The sequence below is a fragment of the Polaribacter sp. genome (assembly GCF_036480315.1).
Taxonomy (GTDB): domain Bacteria; phylum Bacteroidota; class Bacteroidia; order Flavobacteriales; family Flavobacteriaceae; genus Polaribacter.
In genome coordinates this window covers 12,889-38,653 of record NZ_JAZGGG010000033.1, presented here as the reverse complement: position 1 = coordinate 38,653, position 25,765 = coordinate 12,889, and the positions used below count along the sequence as shown (strand labels likewise).

At 28.4% G+C, this 25,765-nt stretch carries 23 protein-coding genes; 16 read left to right on the top strand and 7 right to left on the bottom strand.

Annotated features, from left to right (window positions below):
* Positions 1-2: 2 nt before the first annotated feature.
* Both V3V28_RS06215 and V3V28_RS06210 read right to left on the bottom strand, forming a co-directional pair.
* Entirely contained in the window at positions 3-665 is a 663-nt protein-coding gene (locus V3V28_RS06215; protein WP_331364159.1) for a GLPGLI family protein, read from the bottom strand.
* 56 nt (positions 666-721) lie between these two features.
* Complete coding sequence (locus tag V3V28_RS06210) at positions 722-949, bottom strand: hypothetical protein (RefSeq protein ID WP_331364158.1); 228 nt, start codon at positions 947-949, stop codon at positions 722-724.
* Between the two features lie 302 nt (positions 950-1,251).
* On the opposite strand from V3V28_RS06210, the gene V3V28_RS06205 reads away from it, so the two are divergent.
* The 5 genes from V3V28_RS06205 to V3V28_RS06185 all read left to right on the top strand — a co-directional run bounded on the left by V3V28_RS06205 (position 1,252) and on the right by V3V28_RS06185 (position 10,322).
* Positions 1,252-1,497, top strand: coding sequence for a helix-turn-helix domain-containing protein (locus tag V3V28_RS06205; RefSeq protein ID WP_331364157.1), 246 nt, complete (start codon positions 1,252-1,254; stop codon positions 1,495-1,497).
* A gap of 69 nt (positions 1,498-1,566) precedes the next feature.
* Positions 1,567-2,274 carry a TIGR00730 family Rossman fold protein gene (locus tag V3V28_RS06200; protein WP_331364156.1) on the top strand — a complete coding sequence of 236 codons (708 nt, stop codon included), beginning with the start codon at positions 1,567-1,569 and terminating at the stop codon, positions 2,272-2,274.
* A 60-nt stretch (positions 2,275-2,334) separates the two neighbouring features.
* Positions 2,335-5,145, top strand: a complete 2,811-nt coding sequence (locus V3V28_RS06195; protein ID WP_331364155.1) for an aminopeptidase — start codon at positions 2,335-2,337, stop codon at positions 5,143-5,145.
* Between the two features lie 164 nt (positions 5,146-5,309).
* On the top strand, positions 5,310-7,766 hold the full coding sequence (locus V3V28_RS06190; RefSeq protein WP_331364154.1) for an alpha-ketoacid dehydrogenase subunit alpha/beta: 2,457 nt from the start codon (positions 5,310-5,312) through the stop codon (positions 7,764-7,766).
* Positions 7,767-7,898: 132 nt separating this feature from the next.
* Positions 7,899-10,322, top strand: coding sequence for a zinc-dependent metalloprotease (locus tag V3V28_RS06185; RefSeq protein WP_331364153.1), 2,424 nt, complete (start codon positions 7,899-7,901; stop codon positions 10,320-10,322).
* On the opposite strand, the gene V3V28_RS06180 is transcribed toward V3V28_RS06185, so the two are convergent.
* On the bottom strand, positions 10,305-11,645 hold the full coding sequence (locus V3V28_RS06180; RefSeq protein ID WP_331364152.1) for a DUF2851 family protein: 1,341 nt from the start codon (positions 11,643-11,645) through the stop codon (positions 10,305-10,307). The genes V3V28_RS06185 and V3V28_RS06180 overlap by 18 nt on opposite strands.
* Before the next feature lie 3 nt (positions 11,646-11,648).
* Between V3V28_RS06180 and V3V28_RS06175 the strand changes: the two genes are divergently transcribed.
* From V3V28_RS06175 to V3V28_RS06125, 11 genes are all read left to right on the top strand, one after another.
* On the top strand, positions 11,649-12,476 hold the full coding sequence (locus V3V28_RS06175) for a peroxiredoxin family protein (protein WP_331364151.1): 828 nt from the start codon (positions 11,649-11,651) through the stop codon (positions 12,474-12,476).
* A gap of 92 nt (positions 12,477-12,568) precedes the next feature.
* The gene (locus V3V28_RS06170) at positions 12,569-13,201 is read left to right on the top strand and encodes an NAD(P)H-dependent oxidoreductase (protein ID WP_331364150.1); all 633 of its coding nucleotides are present in this window, start codon (positions 12,569-12,571) and stop codon (positions 13,199-13,201) included.
* Positions 13,202-13,226: 25 nt separating this feature from the next.
* Entirely contained in the window at positions 13,227-14,687 is a 1,461-nt protein-coding gene (locus V3V28_RS06165; protein ID WP_331364149.1) for an aminoacyl-histidine dipeptidase, read from the top strand.
* A gap of 191 nt (positions 14,688-14,878) precedes the next feature.
* The gene (locus V3V28_RS06160) at positions 14,879-15,643 is read left to right on the top strand and encodes a ParA family protein (RefSeq protein ID WP_331364148.1); all 765 of its coding nucleotides are present in this window, start codon (positions 14,879-14,881) and stop codon (positions 15,641-15,643) included.
* 1 nt (position 15,644) lies between these two features.
* A complete protein-coding gene (locus V3V28_RS06155) occupies positions 15,645-16,529 on the top strand; it encodes a ParB/RepB/Spo0J family partition protein (protein WP_331364147.1) in 885 nt (294 codons plus the stop codon).
* A complete protein-coding gene (locus V3V28_RS06150) occupies positions 16,530-17,120 on the top strand; it encodes a DUF5683 domain-containing protein (RefSeq protein ID WP_331364146.1) in 591 nt (196 codons plus the stop codon).
* A gap of 1 nt (position 17,121) precedes the next feature.
* Positions 17,122-17,823 carry a 4-hydroxy-tetrahydrodipicolinate reductase gene (gene dapB, locus V3V28_RS06145; RefSeq protein ID WP_331364145.1) on the top strand — a complete coding sequence of 234 codons (702 nt, stop codon included), beginning with the start codon at positions 17,122-17,124 and terminating at the stop codon, positions 17,821-17,823.
* 81 nt (positions 17,824-17,904) lie between these two features.
* Positions 17,905-19,611, top strand: coding sequence for a signal peptidase I (gene lepB, locus V3V28_RS06140; RefSeq protein WP_331364144.1), 1,707 nt, complete (start codon positions 17,905-17,907; stop codon positions 19,609-19,611).
* A 5-nt stretch (positions 19,612-19,616) separates the two neighbouring features.
* Positions 19,617-20,213 (top strand): WbqC family protein, encoded by a 597-nt coding sequence (locus V3V28_RS06135; protein ID WP_331364143.1) that lies wholly within the window; start codon positions 19,617-19,619, stop codon positions 20,211-20,213.
* Between the two features lie 43 nt (positions 20,214-20,256).
* Positions 20,257-20,829, top strand: coding sequence for a Crp/Fnr family transcriptional regulator (locus V3V28_RS06130; protein ID WP_331364142.1), 573 nt, complete (start codon positions 20,257-20,259; stop codon positions 20,827-20,829).
* 139 nt (positions 20,830-20,968) lie between these two features.
* On the top strand, positions 20,969-21,277 hold the full coding sequence (locus V3V28_RS06125) for a DUF6122 family protein (protein WP_331364141.1): 309 nt from the start codon (positions 20,969-20,971) through the stop codon (positions 21,275-21,277).
* On the opposite strand, the gene V3V28_RS06120 is transcribed toward V3V28_RS06125, so the two are convergent.
* From V3V28_RS06120 to V3V28_RS06105, 4 genes are read right to left on the bottom strand one after another with little or no spacing between them, the layout of a single operon-like run.
* The gene (locus V3V28_RS06120; protein ID WP_331364140.1) at positions 21,268-22,758 is read right to left on the bottom strand and encodes a lipopolysaccharide biosynthesis protein; all 1,491 of its coding nucleotides are present in this window, start codon (positions 22,756-22,758) and stop codon (positions 21,268-21,270) included. The genes V3V28_RS06125 and V3V28_RS06120 overlap by 10 nt on opposite strands.
* Positions 22,759-22,762: 4 nt before the next feature.
* The gene (locus tag V3V28_RS06115) at positions 22,763-24,022 is read right to left on the bottom strand and encodes a glycosyltransferase family 4 protein (protein ID WP_331364139.1); all 1,260 of its coding nucleotides are present in this window, start codon (positions 24,020-24,022) and stop codon (positions 22,763-22,765) included.
* Complete coding sequence (locus V3V28_RS06110) at positions 24,019-25,263, bottom strand: glycosyltransferase (protein ID WP_331364138.1); 1,245 nt, start codon at positions 25,261-25,263, stop codon at positions 24,019-24,021. The genes V3V28_RS06115 and V3V28_RS06110 overlap by 4 nt, the downstream gene beginning before the upstream one ends.
* Positions 25,250-25,765 carry a methyltransferase gene (locus V3V28_RS06105; RefSeq protein WP_331364137.1) on the bottom strand — a complete coding sequence of 172 codons (516 nt, stop codon included), beginning with the start codon at positions 25,763-25,765 and terminating at the stop codon, positions 25,250-25,252. Before V3V28_RS06105 ends, V3V28_RS06110 begins: the two co-directional genes overlap by 14 nt.

The window sequence follows — 25,765 nt, the reverse complement described above, 5'->3', positions numbered from 1 at the left end:
AATTAGTGGCTTTGACTAGTAGTGGTTTTAACTGTTGTAATACCTTTTTTTAATTCATCTTCAGTTACAATTCTTGTATTTTTATCTTTTAAAGGTAAATCATTTTTTTTGATGTTTTTTTCAATTTTTGTTGCATTGTAAATAAAATATTTATTTTTCAAATAAACAATCAAACCTGGTAATCCATCATACTTTCTTGGTCCTCCTTTTACCCCTAACTCTTCAGTATACCAAGCAATAATGTCTCCTCCTTTAGTTTTAGAAATTGCTTTTTTACAAAGCAGCCCTGCAATAGTTTTTTCTTCTTGCAATAACACCCATTTAAAATCATTTAGATTATACAATAGTGAAATAGTGTTATTCTTTCCAAATTGTTTAATAATTTTATTTTCCGTGTAATCTTTAAAATATAATTGAACTGGCACTGTTTTTTTTGTAATTGTCTGACTAATTCCTGCTTCATTAATTTTACTCGCTACCTCTTTACTCCCAACAGAATAGACAGATTGATCTATATTATGAAATAGTTTAGAATTAGTATAAACATTACCTATATTGTTACCAGAAACATATATTTCTTCATAAGAAACAATAAGTGATTTAACCACTTGTGAATTAGTGAAACTATAAAAAAACAAAAAAAATAGTAATAATATATTTCTCATAACTTATTTTATTTTAAATTTAAAAAATGCAAGTGTTAAAAAACACCTGCTAATAATTAATTAGAACAAGGATAAAATGTTCTAGTAGTAACTGTAGTTTCTGTAGAACTCCCATCGGAATTAATTGAAATTGACCTTGTAGTTCTTACAACTACTCTACAAAAAAAGTCGCTTTCAGAAACTATTTCTAATTTTGATTCTTTTAAGGTTTTACTTTCTTTAGCCTCTACAGTTGAAAACATTGTACCTCCTACAAAAGCTAATACGAATAATAATTTTTTCATTTTGAATAAATTTTTAAACAATTTAAATTTGAAGAATAACTATATAAGATTCTTTTCAAATATAAACAGTTTTTATTAATAAATGTTATGATTTCTTTAAAGTCACTCATAATTATATGACTATAATTGCAATTATTCTGCAATCTATAAACATTAGAGAAACACTACAATATTCTAAAGCTATTACTTACTCTTTTTTCGTTTAACTGAAAACAGTGAGTACGCTCCCTATTTTCAGTTAAATGAAATTGCTATTTTTATTTTAAATTAATAACAATACTTTTGTAAAAAAAAGTTAGAAAATGGAAAACCCAATATTAATTCAAATATCATTGATATTAAAAGACATAAGAACAAAGCGTTTAATAAAAGATATTTCTCAATATGAAATGGCAGATAGTTTAAACATCAGCCAGAATTCTTACTTTAAGCTTGAGAAAGGAAAAACAAAACTTGATGTATATCGTCTTATTCAAATATCTAATATTTTAGAATTAAACCTCTCTGATTTATTTAAGGTATATGAAGACTCTTCCAATAATATATAATCTTAATTCTATTTAATTTTTAATACTACGTTTTTACACTTTATATTTGTTGCCTAAAATATACCTAAAATGACAAATGACGATAGAAAAATAAAAGAAAAATTACAAACAAAAACTTGGAACGAAATAAAGACGAATGATTCTTGGGCTATTTTTAAAATAATGGCAGAGTTTGTTGAAGGATATGAAAAATTAAGTAAAATTGGACCCTGCGTTTCTATTTTTGGGTCTGCAAGAACAAAACCAGACCACCCTTATTATAAATTAGCAGAAGAAGTTGCTTTTAAATTAACACAAAATGGTTTTGGTGTAATAACTGGTGGTGGACCAGGAATAATGGAAGCTGGTAATAAAGGTGCAAATAGAGGAAAAGGAACTTCTGTTGGTTTAAACATAGAATTGCCTTTTGAACAACATGACAACCCGTGGATTGATCAAGGAAAAAGTTTAGATTTCGATTACTTTTTTGTTAGAAAAGTAATGTTTGTAAAATACTCACAAGGTTTTGTAGTAATGCCTGGTGGTTTTGGTACAATGGATGAACTTTTTGAAGCAATTACATTAATTCAAACTAATAAAATAGGTCGTTTTCCAATAATTTTAGTTGGCACTAAATTCTGGGGCGGTTTACTAGATTGGATTAAAAATACACTTTTAGAAGAAGGAAATATTAGCGAAAAAGACCTTAATTTATTTAGAGTTGTAGATACCGCAGATGAAGCTATTGAACATTTAAATAAATTTTATTCTAAATATCAATTAAAACCTAACTTTTAAAAACACTTCTTTAATTAAAGAGTTACAATTTTACAATAAAACTACAGCATTAAAACACTATTGAAGAATAAACATTACATATCAATTTTAGTATTATTCTTCAGTATATTCAGTTATGCACAGCAGAATTCTATCAATATAAAGTCTACTTTTAATGTAGAAAAAGACGAACTATTAGTTCAACAAGAAATTATTTTTCATAATACTTCTGATAGTATTTTTAAAAGTATTTTTTTACACAATTGGGCTAATAGTTTTAAAGATAGAAAAACACCTTTATCTAAAAGATTTATTGAAGATTTTAATAAAGATTTATATTTTGCTAAAAAAGAAGATTTAGGCTTTTCAGAAATTAAAAACCTTTCTGTTGATTTTGATAATGTAGTTTTTAAAGAGCTAGAAAATCAAGCAGATATTTTAGAAGTCTTTTTAAAAACACCATTAAAACCAAAAGACAGTGTAAAAATAACTACAACTTATACTGTCAAAATTCCAGCTGCAAGATTTACTGGCTATGGAAAAATAAAAAAGGGCTACAACTTACGGTATTGGTATTTAACACCTGCAATTTATAACAATGGCTGGCAGTTAATGAGTAATCTAAATGTAGATGATTTATATGAAAAAGGAACCGATTTTAATATTGAAATTAATGTTCCAAAAGAATATGTTTTAGAAAGTAACTTATACCAATATTATACTAAAAAAGAACTGGTAAATAATTATTTTTTAGTTGGTAAAAATAAAACAGATATTGTTCTTGGCATCCATAAACAAACACAGTTAAAAACGTTTAAAACAAAATCAATAAATGTTCATACAGATATATTTTCTCGAGAAATAGACACTAAATTATCTACCGATATTCTAAATAGAGAACTCCTATTTATTCAGAAATATTTAGGAAAATACCCTCATATAAACATCTATATAGACAAAGCTACACAGCGTAAAAACCCTATTTATGGCTTAAATCAATTGCCTGATTTTTTAAGCCCTTTTTCTGATGTTTTTAAATGGGACATTAGCATGTTTAAGGCATTAACAAAAAAATATATAGAAAACACAATTCTCCTAAACAAGCGTAAAGACTATTGGCTTTTAGACGGAATACAAAACTATCTACTTATAGAGTATGTAGAAACATTTTACCCAGAAATGAAGCTTTTAGGAAAAGTTTCTGATTCATGGTTTTTAAAAAAATTCAATATTTCTAAATTAGAATTTAATGATAAATATCCTTTCATTTATCGATTTTCTGCTAGTAAATTTTTAGACCAAGCATTAACAACTTCTGCTGACTCTCTTTCTAATTTTAATAGAAAAATAGCAAGTAAATACAAAGCAGGTTTAGGCCTTAGGTATTTAAAAAACTTTGTTGGAGGTAGCATACTTAATGAAACTATTAAAGACTTTTATCAAAAAAATCAATTAAAAATAACATCTAGTAAAAAATTTAACGAATTACTTACTTCTAAAACAACAAAAGATTTAGATTGGTTTTTTGGTGATTTTATAAGTTCAAATAAAAAAATAGATTATACAATTGATAAAATAGTTAATGACAAAGACAGTTTAGAAGTTACTATAAAAAATAAGAGAAACATTACCGCACCTGTTGCTCTTTATGCAATAAAAGATGAAGAAATTAAATTGAAAAAATGGATCATCAATGTTGATTCTACCAAATCTATAAAAATAAAAAAAGGAAATTTTGACAAGCTAGTTTTAAACTATGAAAATCTTTATCCTGAACTCAATACTTTAGACAATTCTAAAAGCCTGCAAAAAAAAATATTTAACAAACCTTTAAAATTTACTTTTTTTAAAGATGTAGCAGAACCAAACTACAATCAACTATTTTATCAACCTAATTTAAGTTATAATTTTTACAACGGATTAATTTTTGGACTAAAACTTCATAATAAACCTTTAATAAAAAGAAATTTAGAATTTAAAGTTGCTCCATCTTATGCTGTAAAAAGTAATACTGTTATTGGTAGTTTTGCTATTTTTTACAATCAATTCTTTGAGAAAACTAAAATTTATAAAATTACATATGGAGTTGCAGGAAGCACTTATGACTATGCAGCTAACTTATCTTACAAATCATTTATTCCTTTTGTAAATGTTGTTTTTAAAAGAAAATCTTTAAGGGAAACTAGTACAGAATCTATTAGTGCTAAGATTGTACATATCAATAAAGAAGTTTCACCTCTAGCAGTGAAAACACCACAAGACAATTACAGTGTTTTTAGCTTAAGCTACAATTATAGTAAACCTGACATTATTAAAGAATTAAGATATAGTTTTAGCACAGAATTTGCAAAAAACTTCTCTAAAGCTGCTATAGATCTTCGCTATAGAACATTAACGACTGCAGATACTCAATTAGATTTTAGATTTTTTGCGGGCGCATTCTTTAGTAATAAATCAAAAGGGGATTATTTTAGTTTTGGTCTAGATAGAGCAAACGATTATTTATTTCAACTAAATTATTTCGGTAGATCTGAAGCAACTGGTTTTTTTAGTCAACAATTTATTATTACAGAAGGCGGTTTTAAATCTGTATTACCAACAAGATTTGCAAATCAATACATGTTTTCATTTAATTCTAGTATTGGCATCTGGCGTTGGGTAGAAGCTTATAACGGTGTTGCTTTTTTAAAAAACAGAAATGAGCAACTTTATTTTGGATACGAAAATGGAGTTCGTTTAAATTTTGTGAATAATATATTTGAAGTATATTTTCCTTTTTACTCTAATAATGGTTGGGAAACTTCCCAAAGAGCCTACCCAGAAAAAATAAGGTTTACAATTACTACAGATTTTAATTCGATTTACAACTTTTTTAAACGTGGTTTTCTATAATTAAATTATCTATTAGTAAGATTTTTAAAAACGAATGTTCTTTTTATAATATTCACAAAAAAAACAACTAAATAGAGTTGTTTATTGATAAATTCTTAATGAATTAAAATATTTTTAAATATCAACTAAAAAAACTATCTTTGCTAAAGCCTAAATTAAGATAAATGTTGCAAAAAACACCTACTCAAAATTCTACAAAAGAACTTTCATTCGAAGATTTTAAAGCTGAAGTTTTAGCAGACTACAAAATTGCTAAAATTAGTAGAGAATGTAGTTTATTAGGTAGAAGAGAAGTATTAACTGGTAAAGCAAAGTTTGGTATTTTTGGTGATGGTAAAGAAGTACCGCAACTAGCAATGGCAAAAGCATTTAAAAAAGGTGACTTTAGATCTGGTTATTACAGAGACCAAACCTTTATGATGGCTATTGGTAAGCTTACTCCGCAACAATTTTTTGCCGGCCTATATGCACATACAGATATTGAGGTAGAACCTATGTCTGCAGGTAGACAAATGGGTGGACATTTTGCTACGCATAGTTTAAATGAAGACGGTAGCTGGAAAAACCTTACAGAACAATATAATTCTAGTGCAGACATTTCACCAACTGCTGGTCAAATGCCTCGTTTATTAGGTTTAGCACAAGCTTCAAAAATATATAGAAATGAAAAAAGCGTTAAACACAAAACAAATTTTTCTAATAAAGGAAATGAAGTTGCTTGGGGAACCATAGGAAACGCAAGTACAAGTGAAGGTTTATTTTTTGAAACCATAAATGCTGCTGGTGTTTTACAAGTACCAATGATAATGAACGTTTGGGATGACGAATACGGAATTTCTGTACACGCAAGACACCAAACAACAAAAGAAAGTATTTCAGAAATTTTAAAAGGATTTCAAAGGGACAACGATGCTAATGGATATGAAATTTTTGTAGTTAACGGTTGGGATTATGTACAACTGATTGATATATATGGCAAAGCGTCAAAAATAGCTAGAGAAGAACACGTTCCGGTTTTAATTCACGTAAAAGAATTAACACAACCTCAAGGGCATTCAACTTCTGGTTCTCATGAAAGATATAAAGATAAAGACAGGTTGCTTTGGGAAAAAGAACACGATTGTATTACCCAAATGCGTAAATGGATTTTAGATTTTGAATTAGAAACTGAAAACGGAGAAGTTTTACGTTTTGTTGATTCTGAAGAAGAGATTATTCTTTTAGAAAAAGATGCCAAAAAAATTGTAACTTCTGCAAAAAGAAATGCATGGAATGCTTACAATAACGAATTAAAAGCAGAATTATCTATAGCTGCAAAATTACTAGAAAGAGTAGCAGTAAAGAGTCAAAATGGTGCATTTATTACAAAATATAAAAATGATTTAGAAAAAATTGCAGAACCAATTAGAAAAGATATTCTAATCGCTACAAGAAAAGTTTTACGTTATTTGAAAGATGAACATTTTGCAGAAAAAATAGAACTACAAAACTTTATAAAATCTACAATAAATGACGCAGCACTAAAATACTCTTCACATTTATTAAGCGAAAATAGCTTTAGTGCATTAAATGTTCCACACAAAGAACCAGAATTCTCTCAAGAAAAAAATCTAGTAGATGCTAGAATAATTATGAGAGATAATTTTGATGCCATATTAAATAAACACCCTGAAGTTGTGATTTTTGGAGAAGATGCGGGTTTTATTGGTGATGTAAATCAAGGTTTAGAAGGTCTTCAAGAAAAATATGGAGACATTAGAATTGCAGATACAGGAATTAGAGAAGCAACAATTATAGGACAAGGAATTGGTTTAGCAATGCGTGGTTTAAGACCAATTGCAGAAATACAATATTTAGATTACTTATTGTATGCGCTTCAAATTATGAGTGATGATTTGGCAACACTTCATTACAGAACTTTTGGTAAACAAAAAGCCCCATTAATTGTTAGAACTCGTGGACATAGATTAGAAGGAATTTGGCATGCAGGTTCGCCAATGGGCGGGATCATAAATAATGTACGTGGAATTCATGTTTTAGTTCCTAGAAATATGACAAAAGCTGCAGGTTTTTACAATACATTATTAGATGGTGATGAACCAGCAATTGTAATAGAATGTTTAAATGGTTATCGTTTAAAAGAGGAATTACCTTTAAATTTAGGTGAATTTAAAACACCAATTGGTTTTGTAGAAACTGTAAAAGAAGGTACAGATATTACCATAGTTTCTTATGGCTCTACTTTGCGTATTGTAGAAGAAGTTGCTCTAGATTTACAACAAGTAGGTATTGATATAGAAATTATAGATGCACAAAGTTTATTACCTTTTGATATAAATAATGATTGTGTAAAAAGTTTAGCTAAAACAAATAAACTTTTAGTAATAGATGAAGATGTTCCTGGAGGAGCATCTGCTTATCTTTTACAAGAAATTTTAGAGAAACAAGATGGTTATCAGCATTTAGACAGTAAACCGTCTACACTTGCGGCAAAAGCTCACAGACCAGCTTATGGTACAGATGGCGATTATTTCTCTAAACCTTCAGCCGAAGATATTTTTGAAAAAATTTATGAAATTATGCATGAATCTAATCCTACAAAATTTAAGAGCTTGTATTAACAATTACTCTTGCATTACTTTATAAAAGCTCAAAAATTAAATTTTTTGAGCTTTTATTTTTAACACAACTATAAGAACCTCCTTCATTCTATTTTAATATTTTAGTAAACTATTATTTTCAAAAACCAACTTATGAAAAAACTACTCATCTTTTCTTTAATTTTAGCTTTTACAATCCCCAATTCTGTAAAAGCTCAAAGAAGAAAATCGAAAGACAAAAAAAGTACAGAAACTTCTAAATCTAAAAAAAGTAAAACTCCAAAATATACAGATTTTGTTACTTCAAAAACAAAAACTGATGATGGAATTTTTAAAGTACATGAAACAGATGACAAATTTATGTACGAAATACCTAAATCTTTCTTCGGAAAAGAAATGTTATTGGTTACAAGAATTAAAGATATTCCAGCAGATTTAGGTGGCGGTTACGTAAATGCTGGTTCAAAAATAAATACTCAAGTAGTTGTTTGGGAGCAGTATAAAAAGAAAATTTTATTAAAAGTAAAATCTTATAATGCCATAGCAAATGATTCTTTACCAATTTACAAATCTGTAAAAGCAAATAATCTAGAACCAATTATTTATGCTTTTGATATTAAATCACCAAATATAGATTCAACAGGAGTTTTAATTGATGTTACTAAACTATTCTCTACAGATGTAAAAGCCATTACAGGTTTGCCATCTTTCTTCAGAAAAAGATATAAAGTAAAGAGGTTAGATGCTTCTAGAAGTTTTATAAACAGTATAAAAAGTTACCCTAAAAATATAGAAGTTGTACAAGATTTTACTTTCGATGCAGATGCACCGCCAAGCAATAGAAGTACAAATACCATTACAATACGTATTAACCAATCTATGATTTTGTTACCAGAAAAACCAATGATGTCAAGAACTTACGACAAAAGAGTTGGATATTTTTCTATTGGAAATGTAGATTATAATTCAGAGGCGTTAAAAGCAGACGACAAAAGATATATTAGACGTTGGCGTTTAGAACCAAAAGATGAAGCTGCATACAATCGAGGTGAATTGGTAGAACCAATTAAACCTATCATCTACTATTTAGATCCTGCAACTCCAAAAAAATTAAGAAAATACATAAAACAAGGTGTAAATGACTGGCAAAAAGTTTTTGAAACTGCAGGTTTTAAAAACGCAATTATGGCAAAAATGCCGCCCACGAAAGAAGAAGACCCAGAATTTAGTATGGAGGATATACGCTATTCGTCTATAAGATATGTAGCAAGTACAACAAGAAACGCAATGGGACCAAGTGTTTCTGACCCACGTTCTGGAGAGATTTTAGAAAGCGATATTATTTGGTATCACAACCATTTACGATCTTATAGAAATAGATATTTATTAGAAACTGGTGCAGCAAATCCATCAGCTAGAACTTTAGATACACCAGATGAAGAAATTGGAGATATGATGCGTATGGTAATTGCTCACGAAGTTGGACATGCATTAGGTTTACCGCATAATATGGCAGCAAGTTTTGCTTACGATACAGAATCTTTACGTGATGGTGACTTTACACAAAAAAACGGAATCGCCGCAACAATAATGGATTATGCTAGATATAATTATGTAGCACAACCTGGAGATAAAAACATTCGTTTTATTAGACAATTAGGTCCTTATGACCACTATTCTATCAATTGGGGGTATCGTAAAATTCCAAATACAAATAAACCAGAAGATGAAGTTAAAACGTTAGACAAATGGATTACTGAAAAAGCAGATAATCCTATTTATAGATTTGGCGCGCAACGTTTTGATCCTTCTTCTCAAACAGAAGGTATAGGAAATGACCAAGTAAAGTCGAGTACTTATGGTATAAAAAATTTAAAAGTTGTTGCAAAAAATTTACCAAATTGGACCTCTAATCAAACAAATAATTATGAAGATCTAAATGAATTATATGGAGAATTATTAAGTGTTTGGGGAAGATACGTTGGTCATGTTGCGGGTAATATTGGTGGCGTTTATGAGTTTAATAAAAAACCAGTGCAAACAGGGGACATCTATATTCCGGTTACCAAAGAAAAGCAAAAAAAATCTTTAAACTGGTTGCAAAAAAATGCATTTAATACTCAAGATTGGTTGTTAGATAAAAATATATTGAATAAAATTGATGAAACTGGTTATACAGATAAATTAAGACGTTATCAAAGTAGAATACTAGGAACCATATTAAATTACCGAACTTTATACAGAATGATTGAAGCAGAAGTAATTCAAACTGATTTTTATGCAGCTTCTGATATGGTTAGAGATTTAAGAAGAGGAGTTTTCTCTGAAACTAACGCAACTAGAAATGTAGATTTACAAAGAAGAAATCTTCAAAAATTATTTATTGAAAAAATGCAGCATTTAATGAATGATAAATTGGCAAAAAATTCAGATATTTCATCTATTGTAAGAGGCGAATTAGAATCCTTAAAATATCAATTAAACACTGCAAGCAAAAGAGCTGTAAATAGAATTACAAAATATCATTACAAAGATTGTTTCGTTTTGGTAAATAACATTTTAGATCCTAAAAAATAGTTGATTTTTATTTAAAACCTTTTTTCCTATTGCGCATTCTAAACAACGTTTGGGTGTGCAATAGTTGTTTTTAAGTTCTAATAAAGCTTGGGTTTCAAAAGCATTTTTTACACTAATTTTTAATGTTGAAAACTTTAAAATAATGTTATTTTTCTCTGGTTTTATTTTTACTAATAAGTCTAAATACTCACTTTCATCCACTTCACTTCTACTTTTTTGATATAAAAATTTCAATGGAAAAACAGTATTGATTAACAACAAATCTACAAATGATTTTGTCAGTTTTTTAGGTGATGATTTAGATTCTTTTTCAAAAGTATAATGTCTTTTCCAAAACGGATTCACTTCAACCACAAACAACTCATAAAAACCTTTTAAAGTTTTTGTTTCCATTAATTTAGAAAATAAATTTTGATGTAAACAAAACAAAGAAACCAACTGTGCAATTCTTATTGTTGGAAAATTATTTGGTCGCATTCTAAAAAATGAAAATTGGTTTTTAGAAATTGATTGCAAATTAAATTTATGTTTTAAATAATTGTATTCAATCTTTAATTGTTGATGATATTCGTCTTCAATATCTTCTTCCAAAAAACCAGCTTGCCCAAAAAACAATGCCGTTAATTTAACTTCGTCAAAACCAACTTTTCTAACCACTGAAAAACCAATAGCTTTTGCCAATCTTAAAAAGGAATCCCCATTTACTTTTAACCCAAAATTCTTTGCTAATAATTGAAATAAAACAGCTTCAAAATCATTGTTTTCAGTTTTTAAAAGCATGTTTATTTCATTAGATTTTCTTTCCAATCTTTCAAAATACAAACGTTCTTTCCAATTAGAAAAAGTAAAATCATCAATTAGTTGAATATCATGCTCACAAGGAATCCAACGTTTGTGCGTAGAAAATAAATCTCTGTAATTTTTTAAAGCATTTTTGTTAACAATATTTTTTAAAACCAATGTTGGTAATGCCTTATTATTCTTCATAAAAATAGTAGCATCATCTTCCCAAACAACATGTAAAATTACAGCGTCGTAATTTTCATCAACTTCATGATTATGCACATACCAATCAGAAGAATTAGTATGAATTTCTACATTCCCAATCCAAAGCTGATTGTCAATTTTAATGTGTGCATTCAAAAAATCTGGTCCAGAATTATGATTATGCAAACCAGACTTAATAATTAATAAATCCTCATTTGAAGTTGTTTTTAAAGTATTGAATGTAAATAAATTGTATTTCCATACATAATGTAGAAATTCTTCTTTCATAGCAAATAATAAATCTCGTAATTTGGCTTTCTCTTTATCGACTATCAATTTATGAAAAATATATTTAAATCATTATTTATAAGTGGCTTTCCTGTTTTTGCAATTGTCATTTTTGTTAAAACAATTATAAATACTAACTTTAATTTAGACGATATAAGTATCCTTATTTCTTCTCTTACAATTGTTTTATTTTTCGCAATGCTATTTATAAAACCAGTTGCTAGAACTACTAAAAACTTGGCACCCTATTCATTTATAATTTTAATAAGTGCATTGTTAAGTTTGTTTGATTTTAATAGAAATGTTTTATTAATAAACACTTCTTTAGCTTTAGGTTGGTTAGCGTATTTAAAATGGTATTCCTCATTTAAAAAGAGAGAAAAAAATAGTTTAGAAGTAGGAAAAGTACTTCCAAATTTCACTCTAGAAAACAGTAAAAAAGAGCAAATTGAAACAGCTACTTTAAATGGAGATTATAAAATATTTTTATTTTACAGAGGTAATTGGTGTCCGCTTTGTATGGCTCAAATAAAAGAAGTTGTCAATCAATATAAAGAGCTCGAAAAAAGAAATGTAGATATGATTTTAATCAGCTCTCAACCTCATAAATTCACGGAAAATATAGCAAATAAACATAAAATTCCATTTCATTTTTTGGTTGATGTTAATAATAAAGTAGCAAAACGTTTAAAAATTTATCATAAAAATGGGTTGCCAACAGGTTTTCAAGCTTTAGGATATGACTCTGATGTAATTATGCCAACCGTAATTATTACTGATGAAAATAACACAATAATCTTTGCAGATTTAACAGATAATTACCGTGTTAGACCAGAGCCTGATACATTCTTAAAGATTATAGATAAACACAAATTATAAATTGATTGAACCATCAATTTATATAATCATTCTCTTATTTTTCTTCCTAAATTATTGATGTATTTTTGTACTTCAAAATTTCAAAAAAAATAATGAATATTATAGATGATTTAAAATGGCGTTACGCTGTTAAAAAATTCGATACAAATAAAGAACTTTCAGAAAATCAAATACAAGTTTTAAAAGAAGCTTTTAATTTAACTGCTACTTCGTATGGTTTACAACCTATAAAATTAGTAGTAATAAAAAATAAAGCCATTCAAAAAAAACTGGTTGCGCATTCTTTTAATCAACCACAGGTATCAGAAGCCTCTCATCTTTTAGTGCTTTGTATTCCTAAAGTTTACAAAATTGAAGAAGTTAATAATTACTTTAATTTGGTACAAAAAATCAGAAAAACTCCTGACGAAACTATAAATCCGTTTAAAGGTTTTTTAACGGAAGAAATTTCTAAAAAAACACAAGAAGAATTATTTATTTGGAATAGAAACCAAACTTATTTAGCTTTAGGTAATCTACTAACAGTTTGCGCATTAGAAAAAATTGACTCTTGTCCTATGGAAGGATTTAATTCAGAAAAATACGATGAAGTTTTAAACTTAACAGCACATAACCTAACTTCAACTTTAGTATTACCAGTTGGTTTTAGAGCAGACGATTGCTATATGAAAAATTTAGCAAAAGTTAGGAAGAATCTTACAGATAGTGTCATTGAAATCTCTTAAATTTACATCATAAAATATAGAAAATATGAATTCAGATATTAGAAATATAGAACCAAAATTAGTTTGGAATATGTTTGCAGACTTAAATGCAGTACCACGTCCATCAAAAAAAGAAGAACGTGTTATCCAATTTATGGTCGATTTTGGTAAAAAATTAAATCTTAAAACTGAAATTGATAAAGTTGGTAATGTAATCATTAGAAAACCTGCTACTTCTGGTATGGAGAACAAAAAAATGATTGTAATGCAAGGTCATTTAGATATGGTGCATCAAAAAAATTCTGATACCATTTTCGATTTTGACAAAGAAGGCATTAAGATGTTTATTGATGGCGATTGGGTAAAAGCAAAAGGAACCACTTTAGGAGCAGACAATGGTTTAGGCGTTGCCGCAATTATGGCTGTTTTATCTTCATCAGAAATTGCACATCCTGCTATAGAAGCTCTTTTTACCATTGATGAAGAAACTGGTATGACGGGTGCAATGGGCTTAGAAGGTGGAGTTCTTGAAGGAGAAATTCTTTTAAATTTAGATACAGAAGAAGATGATGAAATAGGAATGGGTTGTGCCGGCGGTGTAGATGTTACCGCTACAAGATCTTATTCTGAAGAAGAAACACCGGAAAACACGACAGCTTTTAAAATTTCTGTTACTGGTTTAAATGGTGGTCATTCTGGAATGGATATTATTAAAGGTTTGGGAAATGCAAACAAAATAATGAACCGTATTTTATTTGACGGTTTTGCAAATTTTGGATTGCGAGTTTCTGAAATAAATGGAGGTAGTTTACGAAATGCAATTCCACGTGAAAGCTTTTCTATTGTTAGTGTAGACACAATTTCTAAAGATGCTTTCCTTTTTGAAACCAACCTACTTATTAACAATATAAAACAAGAGTTTTCAACATTAGAAAAAAACTTAACTGTTGAAATAACTGAAATTGCTTCACCAAAATCTGTAATGAATTTAGGTGTACAAGAAGGTTTAACAAAATCTATTTATACCGCTTTAAATGGTGTGTATAGAATGAGTCCAGATGTAGACGGTTTGGTAGAAACTTCTAATAATATTGCAAGAGTTATTGTTAAAGAAGGTGAAATTAAAATTGGTTGTTTAACACGTTCTTCTTCGGAAACAAATAAAAGTGATTTGGCAAACTCTATAAGATCTGCTTTTGAATTGTCTGGTTTTGATGTTGATTTTTCTGGTGAATATCCAGGTTGGCTACCAAATGTAAATTCAGAAATTTTAAAAATAGTTACCAACATTTATACGGATATTTTTAAAGAAAACCCAGAAGTTGCCGCTTGTCATGCAGGTTTAGAATGTGGAATTCTTGGTCAGAATTATCCAGATATGGATATGGTTTCTTTTGGACCAACAATTAGAGGAGCACATTCGCCAGACGAAAGAGCAAGTATAACTTCAACTCAAAAATTTTGGAAATTTTTATTAGCCATTTTAAAGAATGTTCCTAAAAAGTAATCAATTTGTAAAAGTTTAAAACCGAAGATTTTCTTCGGTTTTTTTATGCTTCATTTTGTGAAAAAATAATCAAAAACCAATCCTAAAACACTAAATATCATTGTTTTAAAACTTTATTCTTTTGTTAACATCTTTCACTTCTTAAAATCATAAAAAAATGTAATTTTACATTTAGAAAAATAATTTTTTTAATGGGAAAAATAATTGCAATCGCAAATCAAAAAGGTGGCGTTGGTAAAACAACTACCAGCATAAATTTAGCCGCTTCTTTAGGCGTTTTAGAAAAGAAAGTTTTATTGATTGATGCAGATCCACAAGCAAATTCTTCTTCTGGTTTAGGAATAGATGTTGATACTGTTGAAGGTGGAACATATCATGTTTTAGAACACACACTTTCTGCAAACGATGCGATTGTTAAAACAGATTCACCAAATGTAGATATTATCCCTGCTCATATAGATTTAGTTGCAATTGAAATTGAATTGGTAGACAAGGAGGATAGAGAGTATATGTTAAAAAAATCATTAGTTGACATAAAAGATGACTATGATTATATCATTATAGATTGTGCACCATCGTTGGGTTTAATCACATTAAACTCTTTGGTTGCTGCAGACTCTGTAATCATCCCCATTCAATGTGAATATTTTGCATTAGAAGGTTTAGGTAAATTATTAAATACCATTAAAAGCGTACAAAACATACATAATGCAGAACTAGAAATTGAAGGTTTATTATTGACTATGTTTGATTCTCGTTTAAGGTTGTCTAACCAAGTTGTAGATGAAGTTAGAAAGCATTTCTCTAGTATGGTTTTTGATACAATTATAAGGAGAAATACACGTTTAGGTGAAGCACCTAGTTATGGTGAAAGTATTATTGCATATGATGCAACCAGTAAAGGCGCTATAAATTATTTAAATTTAGCGCAAGAATTATTAAAAAAGAATTCGTAAAATGGCAAAAGCAACCAAGAAACAAGCTTTGGGAAGAGGATTATCTGCTTTGTTAAAAGACACACCCAATATTAATTCTGCAACAGATAAAAACGCAGACAAAGTTGTTGGTAGTATTATAGAATTAGATTTAAACTTGATTGATGTAAACCCATATCAACCAAGAACTTATTTTGATGAGGAAGCATTAAGAGAATTAGCAAGTTCTATTAGAGAATTAGGTGTAATTCAACCTATTACAGTAAGAAAACTAGAAGGAGATAAGTTTCAATTGGTTTCTGGTGAGCGTCGTTTTAGAGCATCAAAATTAATAGGAAACACAACAGTTCCTGCATACATAAGACTTGCCAACGATCAAGAAATGCTAGAAATGGCTTTGGTTGAAAACATACAACGTAAAAATTTAGATCCTATTGAAGTTGCACTTTCATACCAACGTTTAATTGACGAAATTCAATTAACACAAGAGGAGTTAAGTACAAGAGTTGGTAAAAAAAGATCTACGGTAACAAACTATTTACGTTTGTTAAAGTTAGACCCAATTTTACAAACAGGTATGAGAGATGGTTTTATTTCTATGGGACATGGACGTGCTATGATTAATGTTGAAAACACAGAAGATCAATTGGCTATTTACGAGAAAATTTTACGTGAAAAACTATCTGTAAGACAAACAGAAGATTTAGTAAAAAGTTTAAAATCTGGTGTAATTGCTAAACCTAAAAAGAAAGCAGTACCAAGTTACATTAAAAACAGTGTAAAAGACATTAGCGAATACTTTGGTCACAAAATAGATGTTTCTGTCAGTAGCAACGGAAAAGGGAAAATATCGATTCCTTTTCATTCTGAAGAAGACTTTAACCGCATAAAAAACTTGTTAAAATAAGTGTTTTTAAAAAAATACATATTCGTTTTATTACTTGCATTTATTGCAACAAATCTATTTGCACAAAAAGACTCTGTAAACGTAAAAGGTATAAAAATAAAAGGAAAAATTAAAATTGAAAAAGGCGGTATTTATGATGCTTTAGCACCATCTAAAGCTGCTTTTTATTCCGCAGTTTTCCCGGGAATGGGCCAAGTTTACAATAAAAAATATTGGAAAGCTCCAATCGTTTGGGCTGCATTAGCTGTACCAACTTATTACTATCAAATAAATAATAGTAGTTATAAGCGTTACAGAACCGCTTATAAATTAAGAAAGAATGGTTTCGTTGATGAGTTTACTGTTGATGGCGTAGAAATAGTTTCTTTAGAAACATTAGAAAGTGCACAAAAACAATTAAAAAGCAATAGAGACATGTCTCTTTTATCTGGAGTAATTTTATATGTTTTACAAATTGTAGAAGCTAGCGTTAACGCACATTTACTTCAGTTTAATACAGATGATAACTTATCGTTTAAACCTGCTTTAATAATGAATCCAATAAGAATAGAAACACCATCTGTTGGATTAACAATAAATTATACTTTTTAAAATGAAAATTGCACTACTTGGTTACGGAAGAATGGGACAGGAAATTGAAAAAATTGCAATTTCTAGAGGTCATGAAATTGTAATTAAAAAAGATGTTAATGATACTATTGACATTACATTAGCAGATGTGGCTATCGATTTTAGCGTTCCTAATTCTGCTTTTAATAATATTTCTAACTGTATTAATAACAATGTTCCTGTTATTTCTGGAACTACTGGTTGGTTAGATAAATATAAAGATGCAGTTGCGCTTTGCGAAGAGAAAAAAGGAGCATTTATTTATGCTTCAAATTACAGTTTGGGCGTAAACATCTTTTTTGAGCTGAATAATCAACTCGCTAAAATGATGCATACTTTAGATGATTATAATATTTCTATGGAAGAAATACATCACATAAAAAAATTAGATGCACCAAGCGGTACAGCAATTACTTTAGCAGAAGGAATTATTAATAATACTTCTAAAGAAAATTGGACTTTAAATGAAAACTCATCCGAAGAAAATATACCAATTGTAGCAAAAAGAATTCCTGATGTTCCTGGTACACATACTGTTTGGTATGATTCTGAAGTAGATTCTATAGAAATTAAACATACAGCACATAGTAGAAAAGGATTTGCATTAGGTGCCGTTGTTGCTGCTGAATGGATTCTTGGTAAAACAGGAGTTTTTAACATGAAGAATGTGTTAAACATCCGTTAAAAACTGTAACAAATACCGATAAAAATCACTAATTAAAACATAAGTTTAGAAAGTATCAACTAAACATAAAATTATAAAATTATGACATTTACTGAATGGTTTATCTTTTTTCTTGTAATTCAATTAATTCACTTTTTAGGAACTTGGAAATTATACGTAAAAGCAGGTAGAAAAGCTTGGGAAGCTGCAATTCCTATCTATAACGCAAACGTATTAATGGGTATTATAAAACGTCCTAAATGGTGGGCAATTTTATTATTCATACCTATTGTAAACCTTTTAATGTTTCCTGTAATTTGGATTGAAACAATTAGAAGTTTTGGATTTAGAAAAAAAGTAGATTCATTTTTGGTGCTTGTAACTTTAGGTTTTTATATTTTTTACATCAACTACGCAACCGATGCAAAATATAATAGTGATAGAAAGTTAAAACCTCAATCTGAATTAGGCGAATGGGTAAGCTCAATTACATTTGCAATTATTGCAGCTACTTTAGTACACACGTACTTTATGCAGCCATTTACCATACCAACTTCATCTTTAGAAAAATCTTTATTAGTTGGAGATTATTTATTTGTAAGTAAATTTCATTATGGAGCAAGAGTTCCTTCAACAGTAATTGCTGCACCAATGGTGCACGATTCTTTACCATTTACAGGAACAGCATCTTATTTAAAGAAACCGCAATTACCATACACAAGACTTCCTGGTCTTCAGAAAATAAAAAATAACGATATTGTTTGTTTCAATTGGCCAACAGATTCTTTGGCAACTATGTGGGGTGATACTTCAGGGAAATTCACATACAAACCTGTAGATAAAAAAACAAATTATGTAAAACGTTGTGTTGCTATTGCTGGTGATTCTTTAGAATTAAAAAATGGTTATGTATATATAAACGGTAAAAAGAATGAATTACCGTACAGAGCAAAATTACAGTTTTATTATACGTATGAAGCTAAATCTGATATCAATCAGAATACATACCCTAAATTTTTATTGAAAAATGAAAGAACAGGAGTTTATAAAATATCAAACGAATTTTGGAATGATGAAAGGGTTCAAAAAGCATTTAAAGAAAGTGCCAACTTATCTAAAATAGGTTCAGACTCTTTATATACAGAACTTGCAGGTGGTGTGTCACAAAGTTTAGCAAATCGTTTGAATATGACTAAGGTTGCTAATAAAATAAATATAAACTTAACAGAAGAAGAGGTTACTAGATTAAAGAAAAGCCCGCTTACGGTTTCTGTTAAAAAAGTAAATCACGGAGCAGACAATACTATTTTTCCTCATATAGATAGTAACCAATGGAGTCAAGATAATTTTGGTCCTATTTATATTCCAAAAGCAGGAATTACCGTTAAAATTGATGCTGAATCTTTGCCATATTACAAGCAAATAATCAAGAATTATGAAAATAATGATTTGCAAGTTGTTGGAGATAACATATTTATCAATGGAGAAAAGACAGATTCTTATACTTTTAAGCAAGATTATTATTGGTTAATGGGAGACAACAGACACAACTCTTTAGACGCCCGTTATTGGGGATATGTACCTTTTGACCATGTTTTAGGAAAACCTGTTATGGTTTGGTTTAGTTGGGATGCTAATGCTGCTAGTTTTGGCGAAAAAATAAAATCAATTCGTTGGGACAGAATGTTTACAACGGTGCATGGAGATGGAGAGCCAGTTTCTTACAGATATATTGTTTTAGTAATAATTGCTCTTTATTTTGGTTATAGTTTTTACAAAGGAAAGAAGAAAAAAGTTGAAAAAAAATAAGCTAAATGTCATTATTTATTCCCACTTACTTCTCTCCTATTTCTCAATATTCAGAGATTGTAAAATCTGACGAAGTTATTTTTGAAATGGAAGACAATTTTCAAAAACAAAGTTATAGAAATAGATGTTATATTTATAATTCAAATGGAAAACAGTTATTAAATATACCTGTTAAACATCTGCTTAAGGAAAGTAGAAAAAAAACAAAAGATTCACTAGTAGATAATAATTCTCATTGGCAAGATCATCATTTTAAATCCTTAAAAACAGCTTACAGAACCTCTCCTTTTTATGAATTTTTCGAGCATGACATTGCTCGTATCTTTGAGAAAAAATACAAATATCTTCAAGATGTAAATATTGATACTTTTCTTTTTATTACAGATGCATTACAAATAAATTCAGATTTTAAAAAAACCACTGAATATAATGTAAGTACAGAGTGTAATGACTTTAGACACTTACCAGATGTAAAAAATCAACCAAAAGAATTAGTTGAAAAATATATTCAAATGTTTGATATTGAGCATGGTTTTATACCTAATTTATCCATTCTAGACTTACTTTTTATGGAAGGACCAAATGCAATAAGTTATTTATAAATAAATTTTCACTAAATTTAAAGAAATATTTCAAATCAATATGTTGAGTACAAAACAGTTTTTCTCTCAATTTAATCAGTTATCTGTACCTTCTATTGAAAAACTTGAAAATATTTTTAAAGTACAAAAATATTCTAAAGGAGATAATATTGCTGGGAATAATCAGAATGAAAGTAATTTTTTTTTCCTAAACAAAGGGATTTCATGTTCCTTTTTAACTGACAAAAAAGGAAAAAACTATATAAGAACATTATTTACCCCACCAGAGCCAATAGTTTCATTACCAACATTTGTAAATCAACAAATTGTAAATATAAAATATCATTGTTTAACTGATTGTTTTTTTTTAAAAACAAATTATAATGCATTTTTAGATGCTGTAAAAGAACGGCAAGACATTTCTTTATTTTATATTGAAATAATGGAAGTTTCTTATGGAAAACTACTGGATAGAGTAACTGATTTAACTACTTTAAATGCTACAGAAAGATATTTGAAAATTAAAAAAAAAATACCAGATATAGAAAACTTAATTCCGCAATATCATATAGCATCTTATTTAAATATTACACCAGTTCAATTAAGTAGAATTCGAAAAAAACTATATTCAAGATAAAAAAATAAATTAACATATGTTTAGATAAAGTAGGCAATAAAGAGGTAAATTTGCAGTCAATATTTCCCCCAATTTATTGTTATAATAACAATTTACACAAAGGCTTATTTATTTTTTAAATAAGCCTTTTATTTTTTTTATGAGCGTTAAGTTTTTCACACATTATGGATTGCACTTTCTTGTTCCGTTAGTTTTAGCAATCTTGTTTTTTAGAGAAAAATGGAAACTCGTCTATTTCATTTTTATTTGCTCAATGTTGGTGGATTTAGATCACCTTTTGGCAAATCCAATCTTCGATAAAACTAGGTGTAGTATTAACTTTCACCCACTTCATTCATATATAGCAATTAGTTTCTATTTTTTAGGTTTGTTTATTAAGAAAACTAGAGTTCTTTCAATAGCTCTATTACTGCATATGGTTGCAGATTATATTGATTGTTATTTGTAAAACCTTTTTAAGAGAGAATCAATTTCGTTAGAAACCTTCAGCTTTAATACTACAAAAACATATACCAATGTTATAATAATACTTTTTAATAGAATATTAATAATAGGTGTTATTGAAAACTCCATTATCTCTAATTCTGGTAGATTAAAATCCCAAAAATAAAAAGCTACAAACATAAAAAGTATTATCATTCCCATTTTAAAAGATTTTGGGGTAAATGGAGTGATTGAAAATTTCTTGTACACAAACCACAATTTAAATGTATTAAAAATTAAAATTGTTAATAAGGTTGCTAAAGCTAATCCATCAGTACCGAATTCTAAATTAAAATAAAATAATTTATTTAATAAATACACAAAGACAGACATCCCTAGTGCAATCGGTAAAGTAACTTTATAAAATGTAGAGTTATTAATAATGGCTCCATTACTTCCTAAAAACATAGTATATAATTTAGCAAAAGAAATCATTAAAACAACCCACTCACCACCAGCATATCCTTTTTCTGGCATCAATTTAAACAATTCACTAACTCCACAATTTACAAGTAAGAAAAACAAACCTCCAACTAAAAGTAGATTTATAGAACTTTTCTTATATAGATTTTCTACTTCTTTAGTGTTAAATTCGTTTAAAGATTTTGATGTAAGTGGTTGTAAAATCTGTGTCATTGCTCTACTAGGAGCTTCAATAAATGAGCCAATAAAAACTGCAACGGAATAATAAGCTGCTTTCTCTATAGTATCTTTTCCAGGAATCATAATTTTATCTATATCTAACAAAATTGCACCTGCAGAACCTGCTAAAATAATGTACAAAGAGTATTGCAGAATTTCTTTATAATTTTCTGGCAGTTTAAAATGAAATTTTGGTAAATACATGTAAAATGCATAAAACATCATTACAAAAGCTCTAATTATATAAGCTATTGTTAAGTATAAGATAAAATCTGATTTCGTTATAAAATCTAAAGAAACTGCTATTAAAAGTAAAAAAACTACGACTCTATTCCATAATTCTTTTAAAATATTTCCAAAAACTGTTTGAAATTGAACCTTTGTCCAAGAATAAAAAAGTTCAAAATACGCACATGCAATTGCAATTAAATAAATTGAAAAAGTATAATCTTCAATGATTTGATTCTCTACTGTTACCTTACTCATAATCCAATCATGCGCATAATTCCACATAAAACCTAATGGTATGGCAATAAGGAGTGGCAAAAATATTACAGATGATAAAAATTTATCTTTTTCTTCTTTTGTTTCATAGGAAGAAAAAAACTTAACAATTGTATATTGAATCCCAAAAGCGGTTAAAGGCATCACTAAATTAGAAGCCGATAACAGAAATGTAACCATTCCATAAAATTCTGATTCTAATATTCTTGGATAAAAAACAATTGTATTTATACCGCCAACTAAAAATGCGGAATAAATAATAATTGTATTTCTAAAAGATTGTTTTAAAACAATTCCCATTTAGTTATAAATTTTTTATGATTAACGCTAATTGTTTCGTTAATTCTTTTCTATGATATTGTTCAATATTTTTAGAACTTACTTTAAGGTTTCCCTTTTTATATTGATTGTATAATTTTAATATTTCTAACAATGTTTTTTCTTCATTATCAAATTCAACAACTACACCCGCATTTGTGTTTTCTAAAATTTCTGATAAATCTCCATCTTCTGGTCCAATTGCTAAAATAGGGCGTTTTGATGTTAGATACTCAAACAATTTCCCTGTTAAAATGCCTTTATTATTTTTCACATCAGGAATTAACAACAATAAAACTTGTGCTTTTTGCTGATATTCAATTGCCTTTTCATGAGAAACATATCCTACAAAATTAGTGTTTTCCGTAAGATTATTTGATTTAATCTCTTGTTTTACTTCATTAGAAATATCACCAATAAAATTCAATTGTAAATCATTTTTAAATACTGAATTCTCATCACACAATTTATCTAAAACTTTAAATAAAATTTTAGGATTACTCTGTTTTGGCAACAAACCAATATAAGAAATTGTAAATTTAGTATTTAAATCTATAAATGATAATTTTAGAACTTCATCATCAAAACCGTTTGTAATTACTTTTACATTTTTAGATATTTTAGAAAACTCCTCTTTTAGAGAATTACTGACTGTTAAAACACAATCTGCATTTTTTAAGACAGTAGTTTCTAGTTTTTTGTTTTTATTCTTCGCAAAGTCTTGTAGTTTAAAGTCTTCATTATAGTATAAGTTACTCCAAGGATCTCTAAAATCTGCAATCCATTTTATGTTATTCTTTTGTTTTAGTTTTTCAGCAATTAAATGCATGCTGTGTGGTGGTCCAGAAGAAATAATAACTTCAATATTATTTTCTGAAATATATTTTTGAAGAAATTTTACAGAAGGTTTTACCCAAAATATCTTAGGGTCAGGAATAAAAAGATTTCCTCGGATAAAAGACAACAAACCACTATTGGTAACATTAGATACTCCTTTATTTCTTTGATTTTTCTTTTTCCAGAAAAGTAAATCTGTAGGTTCCCAAATTGGTTGTTTTAAAACAGTAATGTTTTCAGGAATTTCTTTTAACAACGTTTTGTCTTCCTTCGGATAATTTGCGTTATCAACAGTAAAAACAATAGGTTCAATATCAAAATTTTGTAAATATTTTACAAACTTCAACCAACGTTGTACGCCAGATCCACCAGCAGGCGGCCAATAATATGTAATTATTAAAATTTTCAAGATGATAAGTTATCATATAAATGTAAGAGTTTTTTTGCTGTAAACTCCCAATTTAAGTTTTCATTATAAGCTAATTTGTAACCGTTATCAGCTTTAGTTACTGCAACAGAATAATTAGAATGTATTCTAAAAACTTCTTCAGCAAAACTATTTGCATCTCCAGCTTTAAAAACAAACCCAATATCATTTGTTTCTACAACTCGTTTTAAAGGCGCACAATCTGAAACTAACAGTGGTTTATTAGCCAGTAATATTTGAAACAATTTATGAGGAATAGTACTTTCTGTATGTAAATTAGAAATATGTGGAATAATATTTACAGAAGAACTTTGCATAATTCTAACTACGTTTTCAAAAGGTTGACTTCCATAAACAACAACATTTTCTCTAACATTAAATTTGTCAATTAAGTTTTCTAAATAGTCTTTTACATCTTTATTTGCTGGACCAATTAATGCTAAAAGTGCATTTGAAATTTCTTTTGAAATGAGAACCATTGCTTCAATTGCAGTTTGTAAACCTCTGTGAGGACCAAAACCACCAACGTAAGAAATTATAAATTTATCTTTGTATTCTTTGAAAACCCCATCCTGTTCAAGACTAAAATTAGCTGCAAATTCTTTCTTTTCGGTATTTGTTACAACTATTATTTTTTTATCATCAATCTCATTATCAAAAATAATTCTTTCTTTCATCTCATCTACAACCGCAATGATTTTATCATATTTTTTTATGATTTTATTTTCATAATTTTGCCATCTATTATAATTGAAAAATATTTTATTTTTCAATCGAACAATGAGGTTTTTACGCCAAGAAAACCAAGTTAACAAAGCCGCAGCATAGTTTTCATGTAAATCTAAAACAGCTTTTAAGTTATATCTTTTTGCAGCTAAATACCCAGTTTTTGCTAATGGTAAATCATGTACATGAATAACAGAAATGTTGTTCCTTTCTATTATTTTAGGAAGAATTTTATGAAATTTTGGATGTATAAAATTAATAGCAATTCTTATGTCTATCAATCCTTTTTCAGTAAAACTCTTGTATTGTATCCTCCTTAAAACGGAAACCTTATTAATTGTTTCTTCTTCAATTTCTTTATTTTTTCTACAACACAAAATAAATACAGTATGTTTTTCTGCTAAAGATTCGGCTTCTTTTCTTACTCGAATATCGGCAGGATAAAACCCATCCAATATCATTAAAATATTTTGTTTAATTGGTTTATCTTGTTGCATAAACTGCGTAATATCTTGGAGTAAAATTTCTTAAAATTGGTCTAAAGCCTATTTTTTTAATTGGGCTTGTCCATTTTTCTTTTTCTTGGATATTCCAACCAGACTTCTCTAACAGCCAATCAAATTGCCAATCTTCAAACTCGTGATAATGTCTATCCCATTTATCTGTTTTACTCCTATACGCTTTTGCAAACCATAAATCTAAAGGAATTGTTGCTATCAATTTAGTGGTTTCAATTTCTCTTAAAACATTCAACGGAGCTAATAAATGCTCAAAAATTTCAAATGCTGTAACGGCATCAACTTTGTATTTTTTTACAATTTCTGGCAGCAAATCTAAATCTTCGCCTTCTGTATTTATAACTGTATACCCATTTTGTTCCATAATTTCAGTAAACGGATTTCTAATACCTAAATCTAAAATGGTTGCAGGACTTGGTAACACTTTTTGAAGAAAAGCTAATGTATGCTGGTATCTTTTAGTAGGAATAATTGTATACAT

Bases quoted from the DNA above. Each gene is read 5' to 3' on its own strand.
- V3V28_RS06215 (WP_331364159.1), bottom strand. From the start codon at position 665: ATGAGAAATATATTATTACTATTTTTTTTGTTTTTTTATAGTTTCACT.
- V3V28_RS06210 (WP_331364158.1), bottom strand. From the start codon at position 949: ATGAAAAAATTATTATTCGTATTAGCTTTTGTAGGAGGTACAATGTTT.
- V3V28_RS06205 (WP_331364157.1), top strand. From the start codon at position 1,252: ATGGAAAACCCAATATTAATTCAAATATCATTGATATTAAAAGACATA.
- V3V28_RS06200 (WP_331364156.1), top strand. From the start codon at position 1,567: ATGACAAATGACGATAGAAAAATAAAAGAAAAATTACAAACAAAAACT.
- V3V28_RS06190 (WP_331364154.1), top strand. From the start codon at position 5,310: ATGTTGCAAAAAACACCTACTCAAAATTCTACAAAAGAACTTTCATTC.
- V3V28_RS06185 (WP_331364153.1), top strand. From the start codon at position 7,899: ATGAAAAAACTACTCATCTTTTCTTTAATTTTAGCTTTTACAATCCCC.
- V3V28_RS06175 (WP_331364151.1), top strand. From the start codon at position 11,649: ATGAAAAATATATTTAAATCATTATTTATAAGTGGCTTTCCTGTTTTT.
- V3V28_RS06170 (WP_331364150.1), top strand. From the start codon at position 12,569: ATGAATATTATAGATGATTTAAAATGGCGTTACGCTGTTAAAAAATTC.
- V3V28_RS06165 (WP_331364149.1), top strand. From the start codon at position 13,227: ATGAATTCAGATATTAGAAATATAGAACCAAAATTAGTTTGGAATATG.
- V3V28_RS06160 (WP_331364148.1), top strand. From the start codon at position 14,879: ATGGGAAAAATAATTGCAATCGCAAATCAAAAAGGTGGCGTTGGTAAA.
- V3V28_RS06155 (WP_331364147.1), top strand. From the start codon at position 15,645: ATGGCAAAAGCAACCAAGAAACAAGCTTTGGGAAGAGGATTATCTGCT.
- dapB (WP_331364145.1), top strand. From the start codon at position 17,122: ATGAAAATTGCACTACTTGGTTACGGAAGAATGGGACAGGAAATTGAA.
- lepB (WP_331364144.1), top strand. From the start codon at position 17,905: ATGACATTTACTGAATGGTTTATCTTTTTTCTTGTAATTCAATTAATT.
- V3V28_RS06135 (WP_331364143.1), top strand. From the start codon at position 19,617: ATGTCATTATTTATTCCCACTTACTTCTCTCCTATTTCTCAATATTCA.
- V3V28_RS06125 (WP_331364141.1), top strand. From the start codon at position 20,969: ATGAGCGTTAAGTTTTTCACACATTATGGATTGCACTTTCTTGTTCCG.
- V3V28_RS06120 (WP_331364140.1), bottom strand. From the start codon at position 22,758: ATGGGAATTGTTTTAAAACAATCTTTTAGAAATACAATTATTATTTAT.
- V3V28_RS06110 (WP_331364138.1), bottom strand. From the start codon at position 25,263: ATGCAACAAGATAAACCAATTAAACAAAATATTTTAATGATATTGGAT.
- V3V28_RS06105 (WP_331364137.1), bottom strand. From the start codon at position 25,765: ATGTATACAATTATTCCTACTAAAAGATACCAGCATACATTAGCTTTT.